This window comes from Bacillus sp. SD088 (assembly GCF_017355205.1).
Classification (GTDB): Bacteria; Bacillota; Bacilli; order Bacillales; family Bacillaceae_C; genus Lederbergia.
The window spans coordinates 1-19,823 of the sequence record NZ_JADIJK010000037.1 but is presented as its reverse complement, the minus strand read 5'-3'; the positions used below and the strand labels follow the sequence as shown (position 1 = coordinate 19,823).

16 protein-coding genes and 1 pseudogene are annotated in these 19,823 nt (G+C 37.3%); 5 read left to right on the top strand and 12 right to left on the bottom strand.

The genetic code is table 11. The features are described 5' to 3' along the window. Positions 1 to 16: 16 nt before the first annotated feature. From IPU53_RS22505 to IPU53_RS22470, 8 genes and pseudogenes are all read right to left on the bottom strand, one after another. On the bottom strand, positions 17 to 898 hold the full coding sequence (locus IPU53_RS22505) for a carbohydrate ABC transporter permease (RefSeq protein WP_207453417.1): 882 nt from the start codon (positions 896 to 898) through the stop codon (positions 17 to 19). 12 nt (positions 899 to 910) lie between these two features. After that, a complete protein-coding gene (locus tag IPU53_RS22500) occupies positions 911 to 1,882 on the bottom strand; it encodes an ABC transporter permease (protein ID WP_207453415.1) in 972 nt (323 codons plus the stop codon). A 278-nt stretch (positions 1,883 to 2,160) separates the two neighbouring features. Further along, positions 2,161 to 3,753 carry an extracellular solute-binding protein gene (locus IPU53_RS22495; protein WP_207453413.1) on the bottom strand — a complete coding sequence of 531 codons (1,593 nt, stop codon included), beginning with the start codon at positions 3,751 to 3,753 and terminating at the stop codon, positions 2,161 to 2,163. A 237-nt stretch (positions 3,754 to 3,990) separates the two neighbouring features. Beyond that, positions 3,991 to 6,324, bottom strand: a complete 2,334-nt coding sequence (locus tag IPU53_RS22490; RefSeq protein ID WP_207453405.1) for a helix-turn-helix domain-containing protein — start codon at positions 6,322 to 6,324, stop codon at positions 3,991 to 3,993. A 92-nt stretch (positions 6,325 to 6,416) separates the two neighbouring features. Continuing rightward, positions 6,417 to 7,256 carry a sugar phosphate isomerase/epimerase family protein gene (locus IPU53_RS22485; RefSeq protein WP_207453404.1) on the bottom strand — a complete coding sequence of 280 codons (840 nt, stop codon included), beginning with the start codon at positions 7,254 to 7,256 and terminating at the stop codon, positions 6,417 to 6,419. A 315-nt stretch (positions 7,257 to 7,571) separates the two neighbouring features. Next, positions 7,572 to 8,339, bottom strand: a complete 768-nt coding sequence (locus IPU53_RS22480; RefSeq protein WP_207453403.1) for a sugar phosphate isomerase/epimerase family protein — start codon at positions 8,337 to 8,339, stop codon at positions 7,572 to 7,574. Positions 8,340 to 8,484: 145 nt separating this feature from the next. Continuing rightward, positions 8,485 to 9,444: an ROK family protein gene (locus IPU53_RS22475; RefSeq protein ID WP_207453402.1), complete on the bottom strand. Its 960-nt coding sequence runs from the start codon at positions 9,442 to 9,444 to the stop codon at positions 8,485 to 8,487. A 317-nt stretch (positions 9,445 to 9,761) separates the two neighbouring features. Beyond that, positions 9,762 to 9,930, bottom strand: a pseudogene (locus IPU53_RS22470) (IS5/IS1182 family transposase); the annotation flags it as partial. Between the two features lie 332 nt (positions 9,931 to 10,262). Here IPU53_RS22470 and IPU53_RS22465 point away from each other — a divergent pair. From IPU53_RS22465 to IPU53_RS22450, 4 genes are all read left to right on the top strand, one after another. Further along, positions 10,263 to 12,200, top strand: a complete 1,938-nt coding sequence (locus IPU53_RS22465) for a TRAP transporter permease (protein ID WP_207453401.1) — start codon at positions 10,263 to 10,265, stop codon at positions 12,198 to 12,200. 36 nt (positions 12,201 to 12,236) lie between these two features. Next, a complete protein-coding gene (locus IPU53_RS22460) occupies positions 12,237 to 13,241 on the top strand; it encodes a TAXI family TRAP transporter solute-binding subunit (RefSeq protein WP_242698510.1) in 1,005 nt (334 codons plus the stop codon). Between the two features lie 150 nt (positions 13,242 to 13,391). Then, positions 13,392 to 14,024, top strand: a complete 633-nt coding sequence (locus IPU53_RS22455) for a pentapeptide repeat-containing protein (RefSeq protein ID WP_207453400.1) — start codon at positions 13,392 to 13,394, stop codon at positions 14,022 to 14,024. A 165-nt stretch (positions 14,025 to 14,189) separates the two neighbouring features. Continuing rightward, positions 14,190 to 14,462: a YqhV family protein gene (locus tag IPU53_RS22450; RefSeq protein WP_207453398.1), complete on the top strand. Its 273-nt coding sequence runs from the start codon at positions 14,190 to 14,192 to the stop codon at positions 14,460 to 14,462. Between the two features lie 292 nt (positions 14,463 to 14,754). On the opposite strand, the gene IPU53_RS22445 is transcribed toward IPU53_RS22450, so the two are convergent. Continuing rightward, complete coding sequence (locus tag IPU53_RS22445; RefSeq protein ID WP_207453396.1) at positions 14,755 to 14,979, bottom strand: helix-turn-helix domain-containing protein; 225 nt, start codon at positions 14,977 to 14,979, stop codon at positions 14,755 to 14,757. A gap of 499 nt (positions 14,980 to 15,478) precedes the next feature. On the opposite strand from IPU53_RS22445, the gene IPU53_RS22440 reads away from it, so the two are divergent. Further along, the gene (locus tag IPU53_RS22440; protein WP_207453394.1) at positions 15,479 to 16,432 is read left to right on the top strand and encodes an exonuclease domain-containing protein; all 954 of its coding nucleotides are present in this window, start codon (positions 15,479 to 15,481) and stop codon (positions 16,430 to 16,432) included. Between the two features lie 41 nt (positions 16,433 to 16,473). Here IPU53_RS22440 and sdhB read toward each other — a convergent pair whose 3' ends face one another. The 3 genes from sdhB to IPU53_RS22425 are packed head-to-tail and all read right to left on the bottom strand — an operon-like array spanning position 16,474 to position 19,681. Then, positions 16,474 to 17,241 carry a succinate dehydrogenase iron-sulfur subunit gene (gene sdhB, locus IPU53_RS22435; protein WP_207453392.1) on the bottom strand — a complete coding sequence of 256 codons (768 nt, stop codon included), beginning with the start codon at positions 17,239 to 17,241 and terminating at the stop codon, positions 16,474 to 16,476. A gap of 2 nt (positions 17,242 to 17,243) precedes the next feature. Further along, positions 17,244 to 19,004 (bottom strand): succinate dehydrogenase flavoprotein subunit, encoded by a 1,761-nt coding sequence (sdhA, locus tag IPU53_RS22430; RefSeq protein WP_207453384.1) that lies wholly within the window; start codon positions 19,002 to 19,004, stop codon positions 17,244 to 17,246. Between the two features lie 47 nt (positions 19,005 to 19,051). Beyond that, positions 19,052 to 19,681 (bottom strand): succinate dehydrogenase cytochrome b558 subunit, encoded by a 630-nt coding sequence (locus IPU53_RS22425; RefSeq protein ID WP_207453382.1) that lies wholly within the window; start codon positions 19,679 to 19,681, stop codon positions 19,052 to 19,054. Positions 19,682 to 19,823 lie beyond the last annotated feature (142 nt).

Below are 19,823 nucleotides of genomic sequence, written 5' to 3'. Positions count from 1 at the left end.
AATTCACGGATTTAGATTATTCTTTTATAGATCCAATCATAACACCTTTAACAAAGTATTTCTGCAAGAATGGATATAGAAAAAGAATTGGTAATGTAGCTACTATAATCGTAGCATATTTAACCGTTTCTCCTATAGGATAACGATCTCCTCCTCCAACACCGGTAATAAAGTTATCAGTGCTATTCTCAATGAGGATCTCGCGAAGAACTAACTGGAGTGGCCATAAGTCATTATTGCGTAAATAAATCATCGCATCAAAATAGGCATTCCAATGTCCAACACCATAGAACAACACCATAACCGCAATAACTGGAAGCGACAGTGGTAAAATAATTTTAAACAAAATCGTCCAATCATTTGCTCCATCGATCCGTGCGGACTCTTCCAAACTATCTGGTATTCCCTTAAAAGACGTTCTCATAATAATTAAGTTCCAGACACTAACGGCATTCGGAATAATCAACGCCCATCTTGTATCAATCATTCCTAGTTGACCAATTAATAGGTATGTAGGAATCAATCCCCCACTAAAAAACATCGTAAATGTGATAAACATCATGATTGGTTTGGTTAACATCGCATTTTTCCTTGATAAAGCATATGCAGCTATACTTGTTAGGAAAATATTAATAGCTGTCCCCGCAACCACATAAAAAATCGTATTTAAATAACCAACGATGATCATTGGATTTTGAAAAACCAGTTCATAGGCTTTAAAAGTAAGGCCTAGTGGGAAATACAGTATCCCTCTATTCTTTGCCAACAATCCTGGATCACTTAATGAAGAAAATAAAACATATAAAAAGGGATAGAGAGTGGCAAAAACGAGAATAAGCATAAACAGCACATTTAGAAAGTCAAAAGTCCTTTCTCCCAAACTCGCTTTTATTTTCATACAATCAACTCCTTACCAAAGACTTGTCTCACTGACTTTTGCACTAATACGATTCGCCAAAACTAATAGAGTTAAATTGATAATGGCGTTAAATAATCCGACTGCAGCACTAAAGCTGAAATTGGCTTCCAAAATCCCCTTACGATACACATAGGTTGAAATCACATCTGCCGTGTCATAGGTTAAGGGATTATACATTAAAATAATTTTTTCAAATCCGACACTCATCATTGAACCGATCTGAAGAATGAGGAGAATAATGATGATTGGCGCAATACCCGGAATAGTAACATGTAGGGCTTGTTTAAAACGATTCGCCCCATCAATTTTCGCTGCTTCATATAGCTCAGAATTAATATTTGACATCGCGGCTAAATAAATAATTGATCCCCAACCGATACTTTGCCAAATCCCTGAGCCAATATAAAGTGTCCGAAACCATTCAGGTTTTTGTAAAAACGAAATGGGCTCTACACCAAAAATGGAGAGTAGTTGATTAATTAAACCATTTTGCGTGGTGAAATCCACTAACATTCCAACCACTACCACAACAGAAATAAAATGTGGTAAATAGCTGATTGTTTGTACAACTCGTTTAAACCAAATCCGTCTCAATTCATTTAATAATAAGGCTAGTAAAATAGGGGCTGGAAAAGCCAGTAATAGCTCATAAATATTAATAAGAAAAGTATTCCGGATTAACCGCCAAAAATAATAGCCCTTAAAAAAATCTAGAAAATGTTTAAAACCAACCCATTCACTTCCCCATATTCCCTCTGTCAAACTAAAATCTTTAAATGCAATTTGGACTCCGTACATCGGACCATAATGGAAAATAAGATAATAAATTACAACAGGTAAAACCATAATATAAATATACTTATTTCTTTTTAAATCTTTGACTAGTCGCCGTCCAAACCGTTCTTTTTTAAAGAGGATCTCAGGCTCTTTTTTTATTTTTGTATTCTGTCTGACTGTCTCCATGTAGTCATCCCTCCGTTTCGACTGTATGTATATACATCAGGATCATGATAAGGGGCTGTCTTATGTGCGAAAATCGCCAAAAAGGCTCCCTTGCCTCAAGGGTAGCTTCAGCCTCCTCGCTTCGCTCCGGGGTCTTCAGCTAATGCTATTCCTGCTGGCGTGTCGCCGTTTTTGGCGATTTTCTTAGTGTTTATTCACAAACAAAGAAGAAGGATCCATTCATTTCTCGGTTCGTTTTTCTGTGTGAAAACTTATTGGACAGCTCCTTACTACAATTATTAACGATCATTATATCGTTCTAATGCACCTTGTTGAATTTCAGTCGCTCTTTCAATTCCCATCGACTGGATCGTTTCAACAAATTTATCAAATTGATCAAGTGATTCTTCACCCATAATAAATTTATTAATCATTTCAGATTTATACGTATTAATATCATTCATAATCGAGGCATACTCAGAGCTTTCTTCTTGTGTAGGACTAACAATCGGCATCGTTCTTTCATTTGTCCCTTTTTTCCAGTTTTCTAACGCCTCTAGTTGTTCTGGTAAATTATTGTATTGCTCTGCATATTCTTTCGCTTGAATGAACGGTCCACTCCATCCTACAGGAACGTATACAGCTAAGCCTTCTGACATGGATTTTCCATCAGGATTATTGGTTACCACTTCTGTGTATGTCGGGTACCCATCAACCATTTCAAAGCTTTCTCCCTCAATACCAAAGTTGAACAATTCAAATCCTTCTTCTCCATACTTATAATCAAGCCATTCCACTGTTTCTTCAATATTTTCATTGTCCGTGCTAATAGCTGCACCGACGCCGTTATAGTTGGACTCACCTAAATTGAAAATCGGTTCTTCGCCTTTTTTAAGTACAGGATAAGGGGCACCTGTTAGAGAAAAATCATCATCATCTTTTTTCAATTGCATATACCGTAAAATACTGCTACCTGAATAGCCCATCAACGCACCAAGCTGGTCATTTGTTACCTTTGCATCTTTTAGCTTGTCATCTGTTGCCACATATTCCTTGTCAATCAGTCCTTCTTTATACCAATCATGCATTAACGCTAAAAACTCTTTATATTCCGGTTGAATGGGGCCATATTGGACTTTATTATCTACATGGTAAAAACCATTTGTAATTCCATATGCACCAACAAAAGCATTTGATGTAATCGCATCCTTATCAATTAATAAAGGAATTTCATCTGCTTCTCCATTTCCATTCGGATCATCTTCTTTAAAAGCAGTTAATACTGTATGCCATTCATCAATTGTTTCCGGTATCTCTAAATCAAGCTTTTCTAACCAATCTTTGCGAATAACAGGACCAAAAAAAGTTAGATTTAATTCATCTTGTCGTAGGAAAGGGAATGAATAGATACTCCCCTCATCAGTAGAGACCATTTTTTTCCATTCTGGATTTTCATCTAAAATCTTTTTAAGATTTGGAGCATGTTCATCAATATAATCATTTAAACGAACAATTTTTCCATCCTTTATATACTTCTCAGGGCCACCAGGTACTGAAGTCCAAATTCGTTCAATCACATCTGGTAACTTTCCAGATGTCATCATTAGATTAAATTGTTGATCTTCCTCACCTGAAGCAGGATGTTCAAAGTCCACTTTAACGTCTGTTATTTCTTCTAATTTCTTATAAGCCCCCATCTCATTATAATTTTTAAGGGTGTCTGGGCGATTATTGGACACCCAATAAGATAATGAAAGTGATCCATCATCAGCTTTTCCACCTGAGGCTTTTTCACCTTTCGAAGAATTATTACATCCGGATAAAGCGGTTACAATTACAAGTAAAGAAAAAAAGGCTACTTTCATCTGTCTCTTCCACTGAAACTTATTCATCTACTATTGACCTCCCGAAATAATATTCAATTCAAAAAAGAAGCTCCTTTCCTCCCTTCATTTAGCTTATTTCCCATATTTCCATACCCGCTCATGTTTGTTAATCACGAAAATATAAGATTCACTATACAAACTTAAGAATAGAGACTATCAATATTTAAGATTGACTATCATATATTCTGATAAAGCTTGTATTTCCTTATCATTCTTGAATCCATTGTGGAAAAGACAAGATATTTATTCTTCATTTTCGTTTTGAGCTTTCTTTAAGTTGGCGCGATATTTCCCTGGAGTAATGCCCTCTTGCTTTTTAAATATCCTAATTAATCCAATATCATTTGCATAGCCGATTTGCTTTGCAATTTGTGAAATTGTTAAAGTGGTCTCTTCGAGATATTTTTTAGCAGCTTTAATGCGAATCTTGGCAATAAACTCGGTTAAATTCTCCCCTTGCTGTTTTTTAAAAAAGGAAGAAAGGTATTGTGGGGTTATATTCATCTCCTCTGCAATCGTCGTCAAACTAATCATTGGGTCCGTGTAATGATGATGTATATAGTCAATAATCATTCGTAGCAAGCTTTCACTATGATCAGATCGCTTCTCTTTCATTTCTTCACAAAGTTTTTTGTAAATCATTTTAATCTTTTGATGAATTTCCTCGACCGTCTCGCAGGCAAGTAATTCTTGAACAGGATCTTGTTCTTCACTAAATACATTTCGGTGATTGATTTTCATATCGTTGAGAATTTTCACGTGAGTACTCATCATATTAAAAAACAAACATTTGCCCATAGACATGGAAATTCGCCTATTGAGGAAATTCTCTTTAAACACATTATCAAGAATTCTTTCTACCTGCCCGTAATCAGCGATTTTAATACAATTCATTAACTGCAGTTCAATTTCAGCAGGATAATAATAATCTTGTGCATTTTCATTTGTTTCATTAAAAGAGATAATGCGATTATTTCCTTTAATCATCCGATAATTTAAAGCTTGAACAGCTTCTCGATAAGAATTTACAACCTGATTCAAGCCTGGATAAGAAGTTCCAATGCCGACTGATATGACGATTCCAAATTGATCTTTCAAAATCGTCTTTAGATGCTGTGTGACTGTAGATAGAGAATAAATTTGATCCTTTTTTATAATATTTAAAATTATTGCGAGTCTCTTCTGTCCTAATTCGACAATAAATGCATGATGATTCTCATTCACTAACTCATGGCCTATATTACTAATCATAAATCTTGTGATCGCCCAATCCTTTTCCGTGATTTTATCATCCATCGAATAACTTTCCTCAATATCAACGAGCATGACTAAAAATTCATCACTCAAAAAGGATATTTCCATAAAATCTAATGACTCTTGATTAACCGTTGCTGAATCGACAAACCCGTTTAGTAATCGAACAAAGAAATTTTCCCGTACTTTTGGGGTTTGCGTAGCCAAAGAATCTCTTAATCTTTTTTCTGTATCCCATGAAAAATTTAGACTTTCTTGTATAAGATGATATTCATTTATTTTTACTTCATCTTTTCTATTTACATTTTTTATAATCGATTCTACTAAATTTCTTACTGGAATATAATGATGACGAGCTAATGAATAACAAGCAACAAAACCACCCACCAAACAGATTAACAATAAAATAACCGCTAAGGTTTTCACTGTATTTACTTCTTTCATGACAATATTTTTCGGGATAATAGACACATACTTCCAATTTGTTTCATTAGAAACAATATAAGCCACCATCATATCCTGATTGTTATACTGATACTGTAATGTACCTTCACTTTTATCAAAATTTAGATTTAGCTGTGTGAGCTTTTTATTATTTTTTGCAGTTGTTGTCATCACATTATTGTGTTCATCTAAAATAAATATACTTCCTTGATTAGCCCATTCAAGAGTCTGTAATACATTTTGAATTTTCTGTTCATTTATCATGATCGATAAATATGCTTTCGGTTCTTTCACTTGACCAGGCGGCAGGGGTTGTACATAGCTAATCATTTTTATTGGTGATGACGATACACCTTCTAATAATGTATTAACTGGAAAATATTTCGGTGAATTTTTAACTTGTGTAATCCTGTTTTTCCATTCTGTATAATCCAATTGCTGATCATTGTAGATATTGTTAAAAAAGGTAGATGAATTGGTTTTGATGGTTGGGCTAAGTAAAATATCCCTTTCTGGTATATAAAGGAAGTAATCATAGATAAATGTGTTGGACAGAGGATATCGCTGCATATCTTTCATAAAAGAATAATAGTCACTTATTTTGTATTCGTCCTCGTCTGCGTGCTGACGTAAAATATAACTAAGCTTCGGATGAAAGGATATTTGGGCAGAAAGTGATGTTACTTGCTGAAGTTCATGATCAAGTACATCACTTGCCTGTTTAAGCAATGCTAAATTCGATTGGTTTGTATTATCTTTTAAATTCGTTTCCATTTTTTTATAAAACAGACTCTGAACGAGAATAGGAAATAATAGAACGAGAAGAAAGGACACTAATAATGTCACGAAAACACTTTTGCGATTATACTGCTTTTTCATTAGCTCTCCCCCTATAAATACTAGCAATATAAAAAAAGATACATGACATGATCACCATGTATCTTTCCCGTTTTTAACTGTTTACTTTTACTTTATATGCCTTTAAAAACCTCATGAAATGCTTCCCCCGATTTCTTGGCTAAAGCGTCTGGTGTCTCACTTGGCGGTTCAGGAGATAAAATTTCCTGGGCAACACTACCTTTATAACCGATCTGGGACAATGCCTTTAGGAATACGCTTAAATCAATGACTCCTTCACCTGGATAAAGTCGATCATTATCTAAAGCTTCTTCTACTGGTACATCCTTAGCATCATTAATATGGACATGGGCAATCTGTGAAGGATCCAAAGCTAATAGATCTTCTATTGTTCCACTAGTTGTATACCAATGATAGCTATCTAATAATAGTCCCACATTCGGTTCGCCGATCACATCAATCCAATCTAGCGTTTCTTGCATTGTCCAGACAAAAGGATATTTCCAAGCTGTTCTAAGATGATGAGGACCAACAAATTCTAACCCCAGTTTTATATCATATTCCTTTAATATTTGCGCACATAATCGTAATCTTTTCGTGGCTTGCAGCATAAAATGGGCTGGCTTTTCGTCTGTTGCTGGCAATACAAAGGTGCAGCAACTTTGACAGCCGAATTCTGCTGCTATTTTAGCGTCGGCCAATAATTTTGGCAGCCCTTCCTTAAATTGCTCATCTGTCCCTCTCCATTCTACAGGTAAACCAATGGAACCAATACTGACTTGCTGTTGATCTAAAAAGTCTTTTGCTTCTGCTAGACCTTTGGATTCTACCCAATCAGATAATTCTTTACCAGATGTGTCAATGGCTCCAAATCCATTCTTAGAAGCTAACTCAATCAATTGCTCTATACCTTCTACTTGCCCTAGTCCTGCGCTACTTAACCCCTTAATCATTGCAAAAACCTCCATTTTAAATAAATAGAATCCACATACCTTAAGCTTTTCGACATAATTCCCGAAATTCCTGTATTCTTTTTAAAAAAAGAAGAGGCTGGGACAAAAATGTTTTCACCAAAGAAAAAACCGAACTAGTATAATGCATATCCCCGCTCCGGAAATATACTTTGCTTTCCGCGGGCGGCTGGTGAGCTTCCTCGTGCTACGCACTCCGGGATCTCACCGATGCCTTTCCTCCCGCTGGAGTCTACGTATATTTCCTCCGCTAAGGTAATACATTGTTCGGTTTTAGAGCTTAATTTTTACATTCAATTATTTATTAAGGTATGGGAGCTTATTCTTCAAATATTCAATACTTATTTCAATACTTTCAAGAGGTGTTTTACGAGATTGGTCTTGCTCCACTACCCACCAATCGACATCTGCCTCTTCTCCTAAAGCGAGGACACTCTCTAGATCCACTCCACCAGTGCCTAGCTCAGCAAAGAATTGCTCTTCATCTACAGTCATATCTTTTAAATGGACTAAAGGAGTCCGTCCTTTATAACGTTTGACCCACTCAGCTGGTTGCTCGCCAGCCTTAGTCAGCCAATAAATATCTAGCTCGGTTTGAATATTTTCAGATGGGACATCATCGAAAATCGTTTCTAAAACAGTTCTACCATCTGAAAGCTTTTCTAATTCAAAATCATGGTTGTGGTAACAGAACGTTAATCCTGCTTTTCTACATTCCTCTCCAACCTCACTGAAAAATGTTAGAAGGGATTGGTAGGTTTCTTCATTTCTCTCATCCGGCATTAGGAAAGGGCATACAATATATTTACTCCCTAAAACCTTCTGTTCTTCAATCACTTTTGCCAAGTCATTTTTTAAATCTGTAGCTGGTACATGACTGGACGCAGCTTGCAAACCGACTTCGTCTAAAATTTTTCGTACTTCTTGAACAGGTAAGCCTCCATAGCCTGCAAATTCAACGCCATCATAACCAAGCTCAGCCACTTTCTTTAGAGTTCCAGCAAAGTCTTGTGCACTTTCTTCACGTAAAGAATACATTTGTACAGCAACAGGTATTTTTTTCATAAATATCCTCCTCTTTTTACAATTGAAACGTTTCGATAATTATATTCTAGTAGACTATTGCTTATTATTCAAGTATTTTCATTCTTCCTCCCAAATAAAGTAAAGTTTCAATCAGTGGGGGACTTTCCTCCCCCACTATTTCACTTTATACATGCTTGGCTAGTGCGAGTGAAGCAGCTCCTATGAGGCCTGCGGAATCCCCAAGTTCTCCTGTCACGATAAGTGGCTGTTTTTCATTTATATAATATTTTTTGAATAGCTGCTTGATTGGGTCTGTTAAAAAGTGTCCGGCCGCTGCTGCTCCTCCCCCAATAATAATCACTTCTGGATTTACTAAGTATGTAGCTGATAATAATTTATACCCTAAAGTGGTCGCGACTTCCTTAAAAACTTCGATTGCAACTTGATCGCCTTTTACACTTGCTTCATAAACATCCTTCGAACTAATGTCTCCCGCTAAGTCGTTTAAAAGGGTTGTTTTTCCTGATTGAACCGCTTCCTTTGCTAATCGACTGATGCCACTTGCAGAAGCAATTGTTTCTAAGCACCCTATATTGCCACAATTACATAATGCCGGATTACCAGGCACTGGATCATGGCCAATTTCTCCTGCAAAGTAATCTGCCCCAGGTATCATTTTCCCATCTATCATAATCCCAGCAGCCATTCCCGTTCCTAATGTGATACATATGACATTTTGTAATCCCGCCCCTGCACCGACAGCTGCTTCTCCCCTCGTATAAGTGCGTACATCATTATCAATAAAGGTCGGTACATATAATCTTCTTTTCATCTCTTCCGCAAATGGTACATCCTGATAGCCTAAATTTACAGCATTGATAGCGATACCGCTTTCAGGATTGACAATACCCGGCACTCCAATCCCAACGCACTCAACTTGGTTTTGATAATTATTTTTTTCAATCAGTACTGTTATTTCTTTTGCTAACTCATCGAAAAACTCTTTAGGGTTATTCGTTTTAGCAGGGAAATTCGGTTTTAAAGTAGGTAAAGTTTTCTTTTCCAATAATGTTAAATCTTGATTAAATAGACCAATAACAGTATTTGTTCCTCCTATATCTACTCCTACGATGCCTTTGTCCATGTGATCACTCCTATAAATAACCTATTGTCTCCATTTCTATTATACTATTATTTTCCAATATTTTGTTGATTAACTTTATTATAATAAACAGCTTTTATCATACCTAAGCAATTCCTCGTTCTTTTATATAGTTTTCCATTTTTTGATTTTATTCCCGATCAAATGATTGAATCAATTTCATAATCCCTTTTGTAAAAAACTATTCTGTTCAATATAAATTGAAATAAAGCCTGTAAACACAACGTGAGAGCCTATACACCGTTGATTTCCGTTACAGGCGGACGCTTTCCGGGGGCCCTCCTCGTTCGCTTCTAAGCACGAAGTTCGGCTAGGGGAACGTCCAATTGATCTTCAATTTTCTTTTTCAATTAACCATTGTTCCCGTTCTTCCTTTGATTTGCGATCACGTTTTTTGAGTTCCGTTTTAGGCTTTTCTTCTTTTGGAAGTGCTTGGTCACGGGCTTCAAAGTTTGTGGCATCCATGGCCTTTTTGTGCCTCACAAAAGTCTTAGGGTTTTAAGGGTTTAATTTATGAAATTGATTCGATTAAATAAAAATAGGAATGCTCTACCTAAATAAAGGTGGAAACAAGCTAAATTTTAATTTATCGCTTTTATGCTTTTTTGCAATGAAGGATCATGCTATTATAGATAGTATATTAAAAATACATAGAAAAAAACGAAATAGGGAAGATGCTAGCAAACTTATATTATTTGAATTATCTGGTCTCTATTGACAGGTAGATTTCCCTATATTACTATACCTTTCTATATGTTCTAATATTTCAACTTTTATTGGTCAGATCGGAGAGAATTTTAGTGGTAAAACAAGCTGATAGTTCACAAGATTTAATTGAGAAGGTAGATAGTGAATCACGTGTTCGAGCGTATATTGGAAAAACGGCGAAAATCGTAACCGGAATTGCTATCGTTTGGTCGTTGTTTCAAATTTTCTCAGCTGGTTCCGGTATTTTTGATGCCATTACCTTAAGGAGCTGGCACTTATTATTCCTATTAATTATGACCTTTCTTTTGTATCCCATTTCAAAAAGGAGCAATCGAAACATACGCTATCCGGCCCTTATCGATATAATTTTCATTTTATTATCGATTATTTCGATTGGCTATCTATTATTAAATTATAAAACGATTGTTCTCCGTGGTGGCTTCCTGCTTACACCTGATTACATATTTGGAGCAATTGGAATTATCCTCGTTTTCGAAGCTGCTAGACGAGTAGTGGGGAATCTTGCCATATTGGCTCTTATTTTCCTCCTATATAATTTTTTAGGTCCTTTTATTCCAGGGATTTTTGGGCATAACGGATTTACTGTTAAAAGAATGATTGATTATCTATTCTGGGGAAGTGAGGGCATCTTCGGGATTGCAGTTGGTGTTTCAGCTACATTTGTCTTTTTGTTTATTTTATTTGGAGCATTTTTAAGTCGAAGTGGCTTTAGTCAATTTATTAATGATCTATCACTCACGATTGCAGGTCGATCACCTGGTGGTCCTGCTAAAGTCGCTGTAATTGCCAGTGCATTAATGGGAATGATTAATGGGAGTGCGATTGCTAATGTAGCCACAACCGGGACCTTAACCATCCCCTTGATGAAGAAAAATGGTTATAAAGCTCGGTTTGCAGCTGCTGTAGAAGCTGTTGCCTCAACTGGAGGACAATTTGCCCCACCGATTATGGGGGCCGCAGGGTTTGTTATGGCGGAATATTTAGGGGTATCGTATACGATTGTAATGGTTGCAGCGATCATCCCCGCTTTCCTTTATTATCTCGCTTTAATCATGGTTGTTCATTTCGAAGCAAAAAGATTAGGGCTAAAAGGAATCTCAAAAGAAAATATTCCTAAGGCTTGGGAAGTGCTGAAAAAGCAAGGTCATCTTTCCCTGCCTCTTATTGTTCTATTGGCACTTCTTTTTATGGGGTATACTCCTTTGTATGCTGCAGTATTTTCCATCATAGCCTGTGTTATTGCTAGTTGGTTTCGTAAAGAAACGCGAATGGGATTAAAGGATATTTTGGCTGCCCTCGCAGAAGGAGCAAAGGGAGCGATCGGTGTTGCCGTTGCATGTGCTGTTATCGGGGTCATAATTGGGACAGTTTCTTTGACAGGTTTAGGGTTGAATTTTGGCTATAGTATTATGAATTATACAAATGAGAGCATCTTTATTGCGGCCTTTCTTGTTATGTTAATGAGTATTATTTTAGGCATGGGCGTACCGGGCGTTGCAGCCTATGTCATTGTCGCAACAGTAGGGACTCCCGTTCTGATCGATTTGGGGATAACTCCACTTGCCGCCCATATGTTTGTGTTAATCTATGCCTGTTTATCTAATATTACCCCTCCTGTTGCCCTAGCTTCTTACGTTGCAGCAGGAATAGCGAACACGAATCAAAATCAAGTTTCCATGACTGCTGTAAAATTAGGGATTACGGGCTTTATTTTACCGTTTTTCTTTATCTACCAGCCTGCCTTACTCTTAGGAGGGAGTAACTACACAGCAAGCATTATTCCCGCGTTAACTGCGACGATTGGGGTCATTTCCTTAGCTGGTGGATTACAGGGATGGCTCTTAGGAAAAGCCAATGCTATACAACGGTTTTTATTTATCGCGATCGGCTTGCTTATGATTGCCCCAGATCACATAACGGATATTATCGGTATTTCTTTATTAGTCATCGTTTCTGCATGGCAGATAATACAAAAAAGAACAATGGGGCCACAACCGGGACAAAATTAAATAATATTTTTATCATGAGAGGAATTGACAGATTAAATGAAACAAAATTGGCGTAGCTTATGGATGATCGGACTCATGGCAGTTTTAATGTTGCTTAGTGCATGTGGAAATAGTAATGGCGAAGGAAAAGATGGGAACAAATCTGGAAAACAAGTCAAATTGAACTTTCCCACAGCTTCGACTACTGGAACAATCTATCCACTAGGCTCAGCAATGGCAAATCTTTGGAATAACAATATAGAAGATTTACGGGTGAATGCGCAAGCCTCTAAAGGTGGAGTCGAGAATTTAAATCTTATGAAAGAAGGCGAAGCAGATATTTCTTTTGCAACAGCCGGAATTATTTGGGAAGCTTATAATGGGGAAAGAGGATTTAAAGATCGTAAATATGATGATGTACGCATTGTTGCTGGACTTTATTTAAACCCGAATCAACTTGTTGTGAGAAAAGGTGAAGGAATTGAATCTGTTGCAGACTTAAAAGGGAAAAGATTCGCTCCAGGCTCTGTTGGCAGTACTCCAGAAGTAGAATCACAAATTATCTTACCAGCTTTTGGCATTGCCTACCCTGATGATATTAAAGAAAACTATGTTGGATTTACTGAAGCGATCGATTTAATGAGAAATAAACAAATTGATGGCGCACTTATTCAAGCTGGACTCCCAACCGCAGGTGTAACAGAAATGATCTCAACAGCGAATGGACAACTGATTGGTATTGAAGAAGACAAACGTAAAGAATTAATGGAAGAATATCCATGGTATTCTGAAATGACGATTCCTGCCGGTACCTATGATGGGCAAGAAGAAGATGTTGACACCCTTGCAATTAAAATGATGCTTATGGCTGATGCTTCTGTCGATGATGAAACAATTTATGAAATGACGAAAAGCTTTTGGGAAAATATAGGGGAACTCGAAGATACACATGCGATCGTCAAGCAAATGGAGTTGGAAGAAGCTGTCACTGATCTTGCAGGAATTCCACTGCATGAGGGTGCTAAAAAATACTATGAAGAGCAAGATTTATCAATTGAATAGCATTTTGCTGAAAATCCTTGGTCCTCTCTATGAAGACCAGGTTTTTTTGTTTCTATAATCAAAGTGCGAAAAGAGATTGCAGCTTTGCTACCATTCCATTAACATAAAAGTTGATAAGAATATAAAATAAAAAAGGTGCTGTAAAAGCGAATGAGAAAAATACAATCACCAGATTTACCACAAATATTAAATAGCTTAGCCATTGATAAAATCGAAGATCGTTCTACTTATGAGCTAGGGAGATTAGAGGCATTTCCAGCTTCTATTCATGCAGAGCATGTCCGCTTTCAAGAAATCCATCTAAAAGGAGTGGATTTTGATAACATTCAACTTCCTTCTTCTTCATGGGTTGATGTTGTTTTTGAAAATTGTGATCTTACGAATCTAGATTTTAGAATGGCACGTTTTACACGTGTTGAGTTCATTGATTGCAAATTAGTTGGTGTGAATTGTGACCAAGCTAACTTTAATGATGTGTTATTTCGCCAATGTCAGGCTCCCTACTCTTTATTCAATCTATCTACATTTCAAGATGTTTGTTTTGATGAATGTTTATTAAAAGGAGCTAATTTCATTGATGCAAGCTTAGAATTTTTAGACTTTACCAACTCGGTGATTGAAGATGTACAGTTCACGGGAACATCCTTAAGCAATATCGATCTTAGTCAATGTGAATTCTCCTTAATTCATGCGGATGAGCATGACCTTCGTGGTGCCATTATTTCACCTGAACAAGCGATTGGCTTTATCGAGGTATTTGGCTTAAAAGTGAAGGATGCTTAACAAAAGTGCAAGGTCAATAAATCTATGCTGAGCGTCGAGATTCTTTTAAAAGCCTCCGATTCCATCTGTCTTAAGCTCATGATCTCGAAAAATATAAAATGACTTGTCCTTAACTATCTTCCCCATGCATATAAATGTGAATAGCACATTTTGCAGGAGGAAAACATGTTTATATTTTTAGAGAAAACAATTATCATAATGGCTTTATTAAGAGTATTGTCGGGGAGTATTGATATATTTGCGGCGTATCTTATGCTGCGGTTTAATGAGGTGGAAAAAGCTCTCGTTATAAATAGCTCACTTGTGTTAGTTGGGCCGATCGTATTCATTATTGCAACAACAGTAGGTCTAGTCGGTTTAACAAGTCAAATTTCCTTCACCAAAATCATTTGGGTTTTTATTGGTGTCGGATGTATTTTATATGGAGTAAAAGGCTGAAATACGTTGCTTCCCCCCACCTCTCTAGTGGACAGTCAGCGATCCGCTTGTATTTTTCTCCGCTGCACTCCCATCTCAATCGATCAGTAGCTAAAAATAAATATTACCATAACAAAACCCGGTTCCGTATTCGGATATCCGGGCTTTGTGCTCCATTTCACTACAACTGAGATTGATTGTACCTTACCTTAAAGCTATAGAGAATCAAAGTAAGTAGTTATTCATTAAAAGATCAAGTTCCTTTAAAAACTTAACTACAAGTGGGGTAAAACCCCACTATAAATGTTTCACTTTATAACTTTAATTCCCCCATGCGTAGAAGTTCCACGACAGCCTGGGATCGGCCTTTCACACCCAATTTTTGCATGGCGTTGGATATATGATTCCGAACTGTTTTTTCGCTAATAAATAGATCTTGTGCGATTTCTCTCGTTGTTTTATCTTGGACGAGCAGTTCGAAAACTTCTCTTTCTCTTTTCGTTAATAATGGTTTATGTGTGAACTCATTCTCCTTCAACTATTATAACCCTCCTTGCCTTCGCCAGCTTTAAACCGCGGGGATGGGTATTTTGATTGTCACCTTATCATATGTGAATGAATTTAATGGAGTGACACCCAAAAGGCGAGAAACAGCTAAATAGGCAAAAATCAGGCATTCGACTATGCCATTAAACAAGCCTTCATAGAATATTATTGATCCTGCTCCATGAACACCATTTTCTGCCCATTTTTTATTATTTCTTTAATCCATGATCTTCTTTTGAGTCTCATAGTCCCCGTCTGGTAAAAAATCTATTTTCTTTACTCTCATATAATGCAACTATTTATCGAATGTTCCTTTTTCCAAAACAATAATAAAAATGCTCAATACACAACTTGATTCACTTCTTACTGTGCAAAGAAAAAAGTTAGAACTAGATAAGGAGATGTGTTTGGATAGCTTAACTGGCTTTGCTATAATGGAATCAAATTATGATAATGAATAAGTGGAAGACGTTAGGATTGGAGGAGTAGAAATGGATTTTATCGCTATAGACTTTGAGATTGCTAATAACAAACTTGATAGTGCTTGTTCATTAGGTATGGCCTTTGTGCAAAATAATGAAATAATTGATGAAAAGTATTTTCTGATTCAGCCACCAAACTTATTTTTGGATCCCACATTTACACGGGTACATGGACTGACTCAAAATGATCTAAAAGACGCACCAACGTTTGCAGAAGTTTGGAATCAGATATCCCATTATTTTACGGATGAAAATTATATTGTTGCTCACAATGCGCAATTCGATATGAGCGTTCTTAAAAATTGCTTACTCACTTATTCTTTTGAAATCCCTTCTTTTTCATACATATGTAGTATTCCAATCAGTACTCGTGCGTGTAGTGGGGAAGGAATTGGAAATTCTTTAAAAGCTCGTACTGAGCGATTTGGCATTACATTAGATGACCATCATAACGCTCTTTCTGATGCTAGAGCATGTGCCGAACTTGTCATTCAATCTATACAGTCAAAAAGAAGGAAGTCTATTCACACGTATGTAAGTACTTTTTCTTCCATACCCGTAAGAAACTTCAAGGATTTAAAAGCGCAGACTACTTTTAGGCAAAGAAAAAAGAAGAAGTTTCATAAGAAGATAACAGTATCAGATATCATTCCGGCAACGGAGAACTTTGACCCCACCCATCCGCTTTACAACAAAAATATAGTATTTACTGGGGAACTAAGTACATTAGAACGTACGGAAGCTATGCAAATGGTTGTAAACGCTGGCGGCCATATAAAGAGCGGGGTCAGTGGTATCACTGATTATCTTATAGTTGGTAAGCAAGATAAGGATATTGTAGGTAAAAACGGACTAAGTTCCAAGGAGAGAAAGGCATATGAACTTATTGAAAAAGGAAAAAAACTAAAAATCCTCAGTGAAGATGATTTTAAATTATTACTAGGCGAAAAAATAAATATATAAGTAACAAAAAAATCAGTAGCCGCAGCTACTGATTTTTTCTTTTAGTCAACCATACGGTCGCTTCCAAAGAAGCTTTTAAACATTTGAACGTTAGTGGCCCGGTTCATAGCAGCAATAGATGTTGTAAGCGGGATGCCTTTCGGGCAAACTTGCACACAGTTTTGTGAGTTTCCACAATCAGCGAGCCCACCATCATCCATTAATGCTTCCAGACGTTCGTCCTTATTCATCGCACCTGTTGGGTGAGCATTATAAAGACGAACAAGTGACAAGAAAGCTGGTCCAATGAAATTGGATTTTTTGTTAACGTTTGGACAGGCTTCAAGACAAACTCCACAGGTCATACATTTTGAAAGTTCGTACGCCCACTGACGCTTTCTTTCAGGCATACGTGGTCCTGGACCTAAATCATACGTACCATCAATTGGTATCCATGCTTTCACTCGTTTAAGAGAATCAAACATTCTACTTCTATCTACAATTAGATCCCGAACGACTGGGAAAGTAGCCATAGGAGCTAAACGTATGGGTTGTTCCAATTTATCCACCAATGCTGTACATGATTGGCGAGGCTTTCCATTAATTACCATAGAACAAGCACCACACACTTCTTCTAGGCAGTTCATATCCCACGCAACAGGGGTCGTTTTCTTCCCTTCCGCATTAACCGGATTTCTACGTATCTCCATTAAAGCGGAAATCACGTTCATATTTGGACGGTAGTCTAAAACAAATTTCTCTTCATAAGGTTGCGATTGATTATCTTGCTGACGGGTGATAATGAATGTCACCTGTTTCTGTTCGCTCATCCTTATTTCACCTCTTTCTTTTTAGAATAGTTCCGTTCACGAGGTTTAATAAGTGAAACATCTACATCTTCATAACTAAATTCAGGGGCGTTCGTACTTGCATTGTAAGTTGCTTTTGTTGTCTTTAACCATTCTTCATCGTTACGATCTGGGAAATCCGGTTTATAATGAGCCCCCCTGCTCTCGTTCCGATTCAATGCACCAATGGTAATCACACGTGCGAGATGAAGCATATTCCCTAATTGTCTTGTAAACATAGCACCCTGATTACTCCAACCAGATGTATCATTAATATTAATGTTTTGCCATCTTTCCATAAGTTCAAGGATTTTATCATCCGTCTTCTTCAACTTATCATTATAGCGGACAACTGTCACATTATCTGTCATCCATTCCCCTAGTTCCTTGTGGATAACGTACGCATTTTCGTCGCCATCCATTGCCATAATATCAGCCCATTTTTCTTGTTCTTTCTTTTTAGCTGAATCAAATAAAGAGCTAGACAAGGAATCAGACGTTTTTTCAAGTCCATCAACATACTTTACAGCTTCAGGACCAGCTACCATTCCACCATAAATAGCGGATAATAAAGAGTTCGCTCCTAGTCGATTTGCACCGTGTTGGGAATAATCACATTCTCCAGCAGCAAACAATCCTTCAATATTTGTATGCTGGTTGTAATCGACCCACAGGCCGCCCATGGAGTAATGAACTGCTGGGAAAATCTTCATCGGCACTTTATGTGGATCTTCCCCAGTAAATTTCTCGTAAATCTCAATAATGCCACCAAGTTTTACATCAAGCTCATGAGGATCCTTATGTGAAAGGTCCAGATAAACCATGTTCTCTCCATTTAATCCTAATTTCATATCTACGCACACATGGAAAATTTCCCGTGTGGCAATATCACGAGGGACAAGATTTCCGTATGCTGGATATTTTTCTTCTAAGAAATACCATGGCTTGCCATCTTTATATGTCCAAATCCTTCCACCTTCACCACGCGCAGACTCACTCATTAAGCGCAATTTGTCATCACCTGGGATAGCAGTCGGATGGATTTGAATAAATTCTCCGTTTGCATAAGTTGCACCTTGTTGATACACAACAGAAGCAGCAGAGCCCGTATTGATCACAGAGTTTGTTGATTTCCCAAAAATAATTCCAGGACCACCTGTTGCTAAAAGAACGGCATCAGCTGGGAATGATTCGATTTCCATTGTTGTCATATTTTGCGCAACGATCCCACGGCAAGCGCCCGTATCGTCTTGAATAATCCCTAGAAAATCCCAACCCTCATATTTGTTTACAAGTCCCGCTACTTCATGACGACGAACCTGCTCGTCCAATGCATATAAAAGCTGTTGACCTGTTGTTGCTCCTGCATATGCAGTACGATGATGTTGGGTCCCGCCAAATCTACGGAAATCAAGCAAACCTTCTGGTGTTCGGTTAAACATAACACCCATACGGTCTAATAGATTAATAATTCCTGGTGCTGCATCACACATTGCTTTTACTGGTGGCTGATTAGCTAAGAAATCTCCACCATAAACTGTATCATCAAAATGGATCCAAGGGGAATCTCCTTCACCCTTTGTATTCACCGCTCCGTTTATTCCCCCTTGCGCACAGACGGAATGCGAACGTTTTACCGGAACTAGTGAAAATAGATCCACTTGTTTACCCGCTTCAGCTATTTTTATTGTTGCCATTAAGCCGGCTAAGCCTCCACCGACCACGATGACTTTACCGTTATTCATCGTTGCGTTTCACTCCTTTTTTTTACCCATTGTTCAAATGTTTGCCCCTATCCTACAAAGAAATCAGGAAAGACAAACGCTAATGCCGCTCGTACACCGATGATAGAGAGCACTACAAAAACCACACCCATTACCCATGATGAGATTTTTTGAGACCTAGGTGATTGCGTAATTCCCCATCTAACTAGGAAAGACCATAAACCATTCGATAAATGGAATGTTGCTGAAAGGATCCCTAGTAGATATAGTATCAAAACAACCGGATTCGATAAAATATCTTCCATCATTTGAAAATTCACATCAGCTCCTAGAGCAGCTTGAAAACGTGTCTGATAAACATGCCAAGCAATAAAGGCTAATAAAATGATTCCTGTAATCCTTTGAATCGTAAACATCCAATTTCGAAACCAACCCAGTTTAATTGGGTTGTTTTTTGCCACAAAAGCAATATAAATGCCCAAAATTCCGTGAAATAGTATTGGTATGTATATAACAACGAATTCAAGGAAAATGACGAATGGCAATTTTCCCATAAAACCTGCAGCCGTATTAAATGCGGCTTCCCCTTGTGTAGCAAAGTGATTGACAACAAGATGCTGCACTAAAAAAACACCTACTGGGATGACCCCCAATAAAGAATGCAACCTGCGCCAATAAAATTCATTTTTTCCCGCCACAATTTACCCCCCTTAGTCATTTACATCTGTACTGGAAATCGCTTAATAATAGACTTCACAGCACAAAATTAATTTTAGTACAATTTTGTGGACATATTCATTTTACTCTTCCCTACATAAAGCGTCAAGACAACGGTTTCCT

Bases quoted from the DNA above. Each gene is read 5' to 3' on its own strand.
- IPU53_RS22500 (WP_207453415.1), bottom strand. From the start codon at position 1,882: ATGGAGACAGTCAGACAGAATACAAAAATAAAAAAAGAGCCTGAGATC.
- IPU53_RS22505 (WP_207453417.1), bottom strand. From the start codon at position 898: ATGAAAATAAAAGCGAGTTTGGGAGAAAGGACTTTTGACTTTCTAAAT.
- IPU53_RS22495 (WP_207453413.1), bottom strand. From the start codon at position 3,753: ATGAATAAGTTTCAGTGGAAGAGACAGATGAAAGTAGCCTTTTTTTCT.
- IPU53_RS22490 (WP_207453405.1), bottom strand. From the start codon at position 6,324: ATGAAAAAGCAGTATAATCGCAAAAGTGTTTTCGTGACATTATTAGTG.
- IPU53_RS22455 (WP_207453400.1), top strand. From the start codon at position 13,392: ATGAGAAAAATACAATCACCAGATTTACCACAAATATTAAATAGCTTA.
- IPU53_RS22440 (WP_207453394.1), top strand. From the start codon at position 15,479: ATGGATTTTATCGCTATAGACTTTGAGATTGCTAATAACAAACTTGAT.
- sdhB (WP_207453392.1), bottom strand. From the start codon at position 17,241: ATGAGCGAACAGAAACAGGTGACATTCATTATCACCCGTCAGCAAGAT.
- IPU53_RS22460 (WP_242698510.1), top strand. From the start codon at position 12,237: ATGAAACAAAATTGGCGTAGCTTATGGATGATCGGACTCATGGCAGTT.
- sdhA (WP_207453384.1), bottom strand. From the start codon at position 19,004: ATGAATAACGGTAAAGTCATCGTGGTCGGTGGAGGCTTAGCCGGCTTA.
- IPU53_RS22485 (WP_207453404.1), bottom strand. From the start codon at position 7,256: ATGATTAAGGGGTTAAGTAGCGCAGGACTAGGGCAAGTAGAAGGTATA.
- IPU53_RS22475 (WP_207453402.1), bottom strand. From the start codon at position 9,444: ATGGACAAAGGCATCGTAGGAGTAGATATAGGAGGAACAAATACTGTT.
- IPU53_RS22480 (WP_207453403.1), bottom strand. From the start codon at position 8,339: ATGAAAAAAATACCTGTTGCTGTACAAATGTATTCTTTACGTGAAGAA.
- IPU53_RS22450 (WP_207453398.1), top strand. From the start codon at position 14,190: ATGTTTATATTTTTAGAGAAAACAATTATCATAATGGCTTTATTAAGA.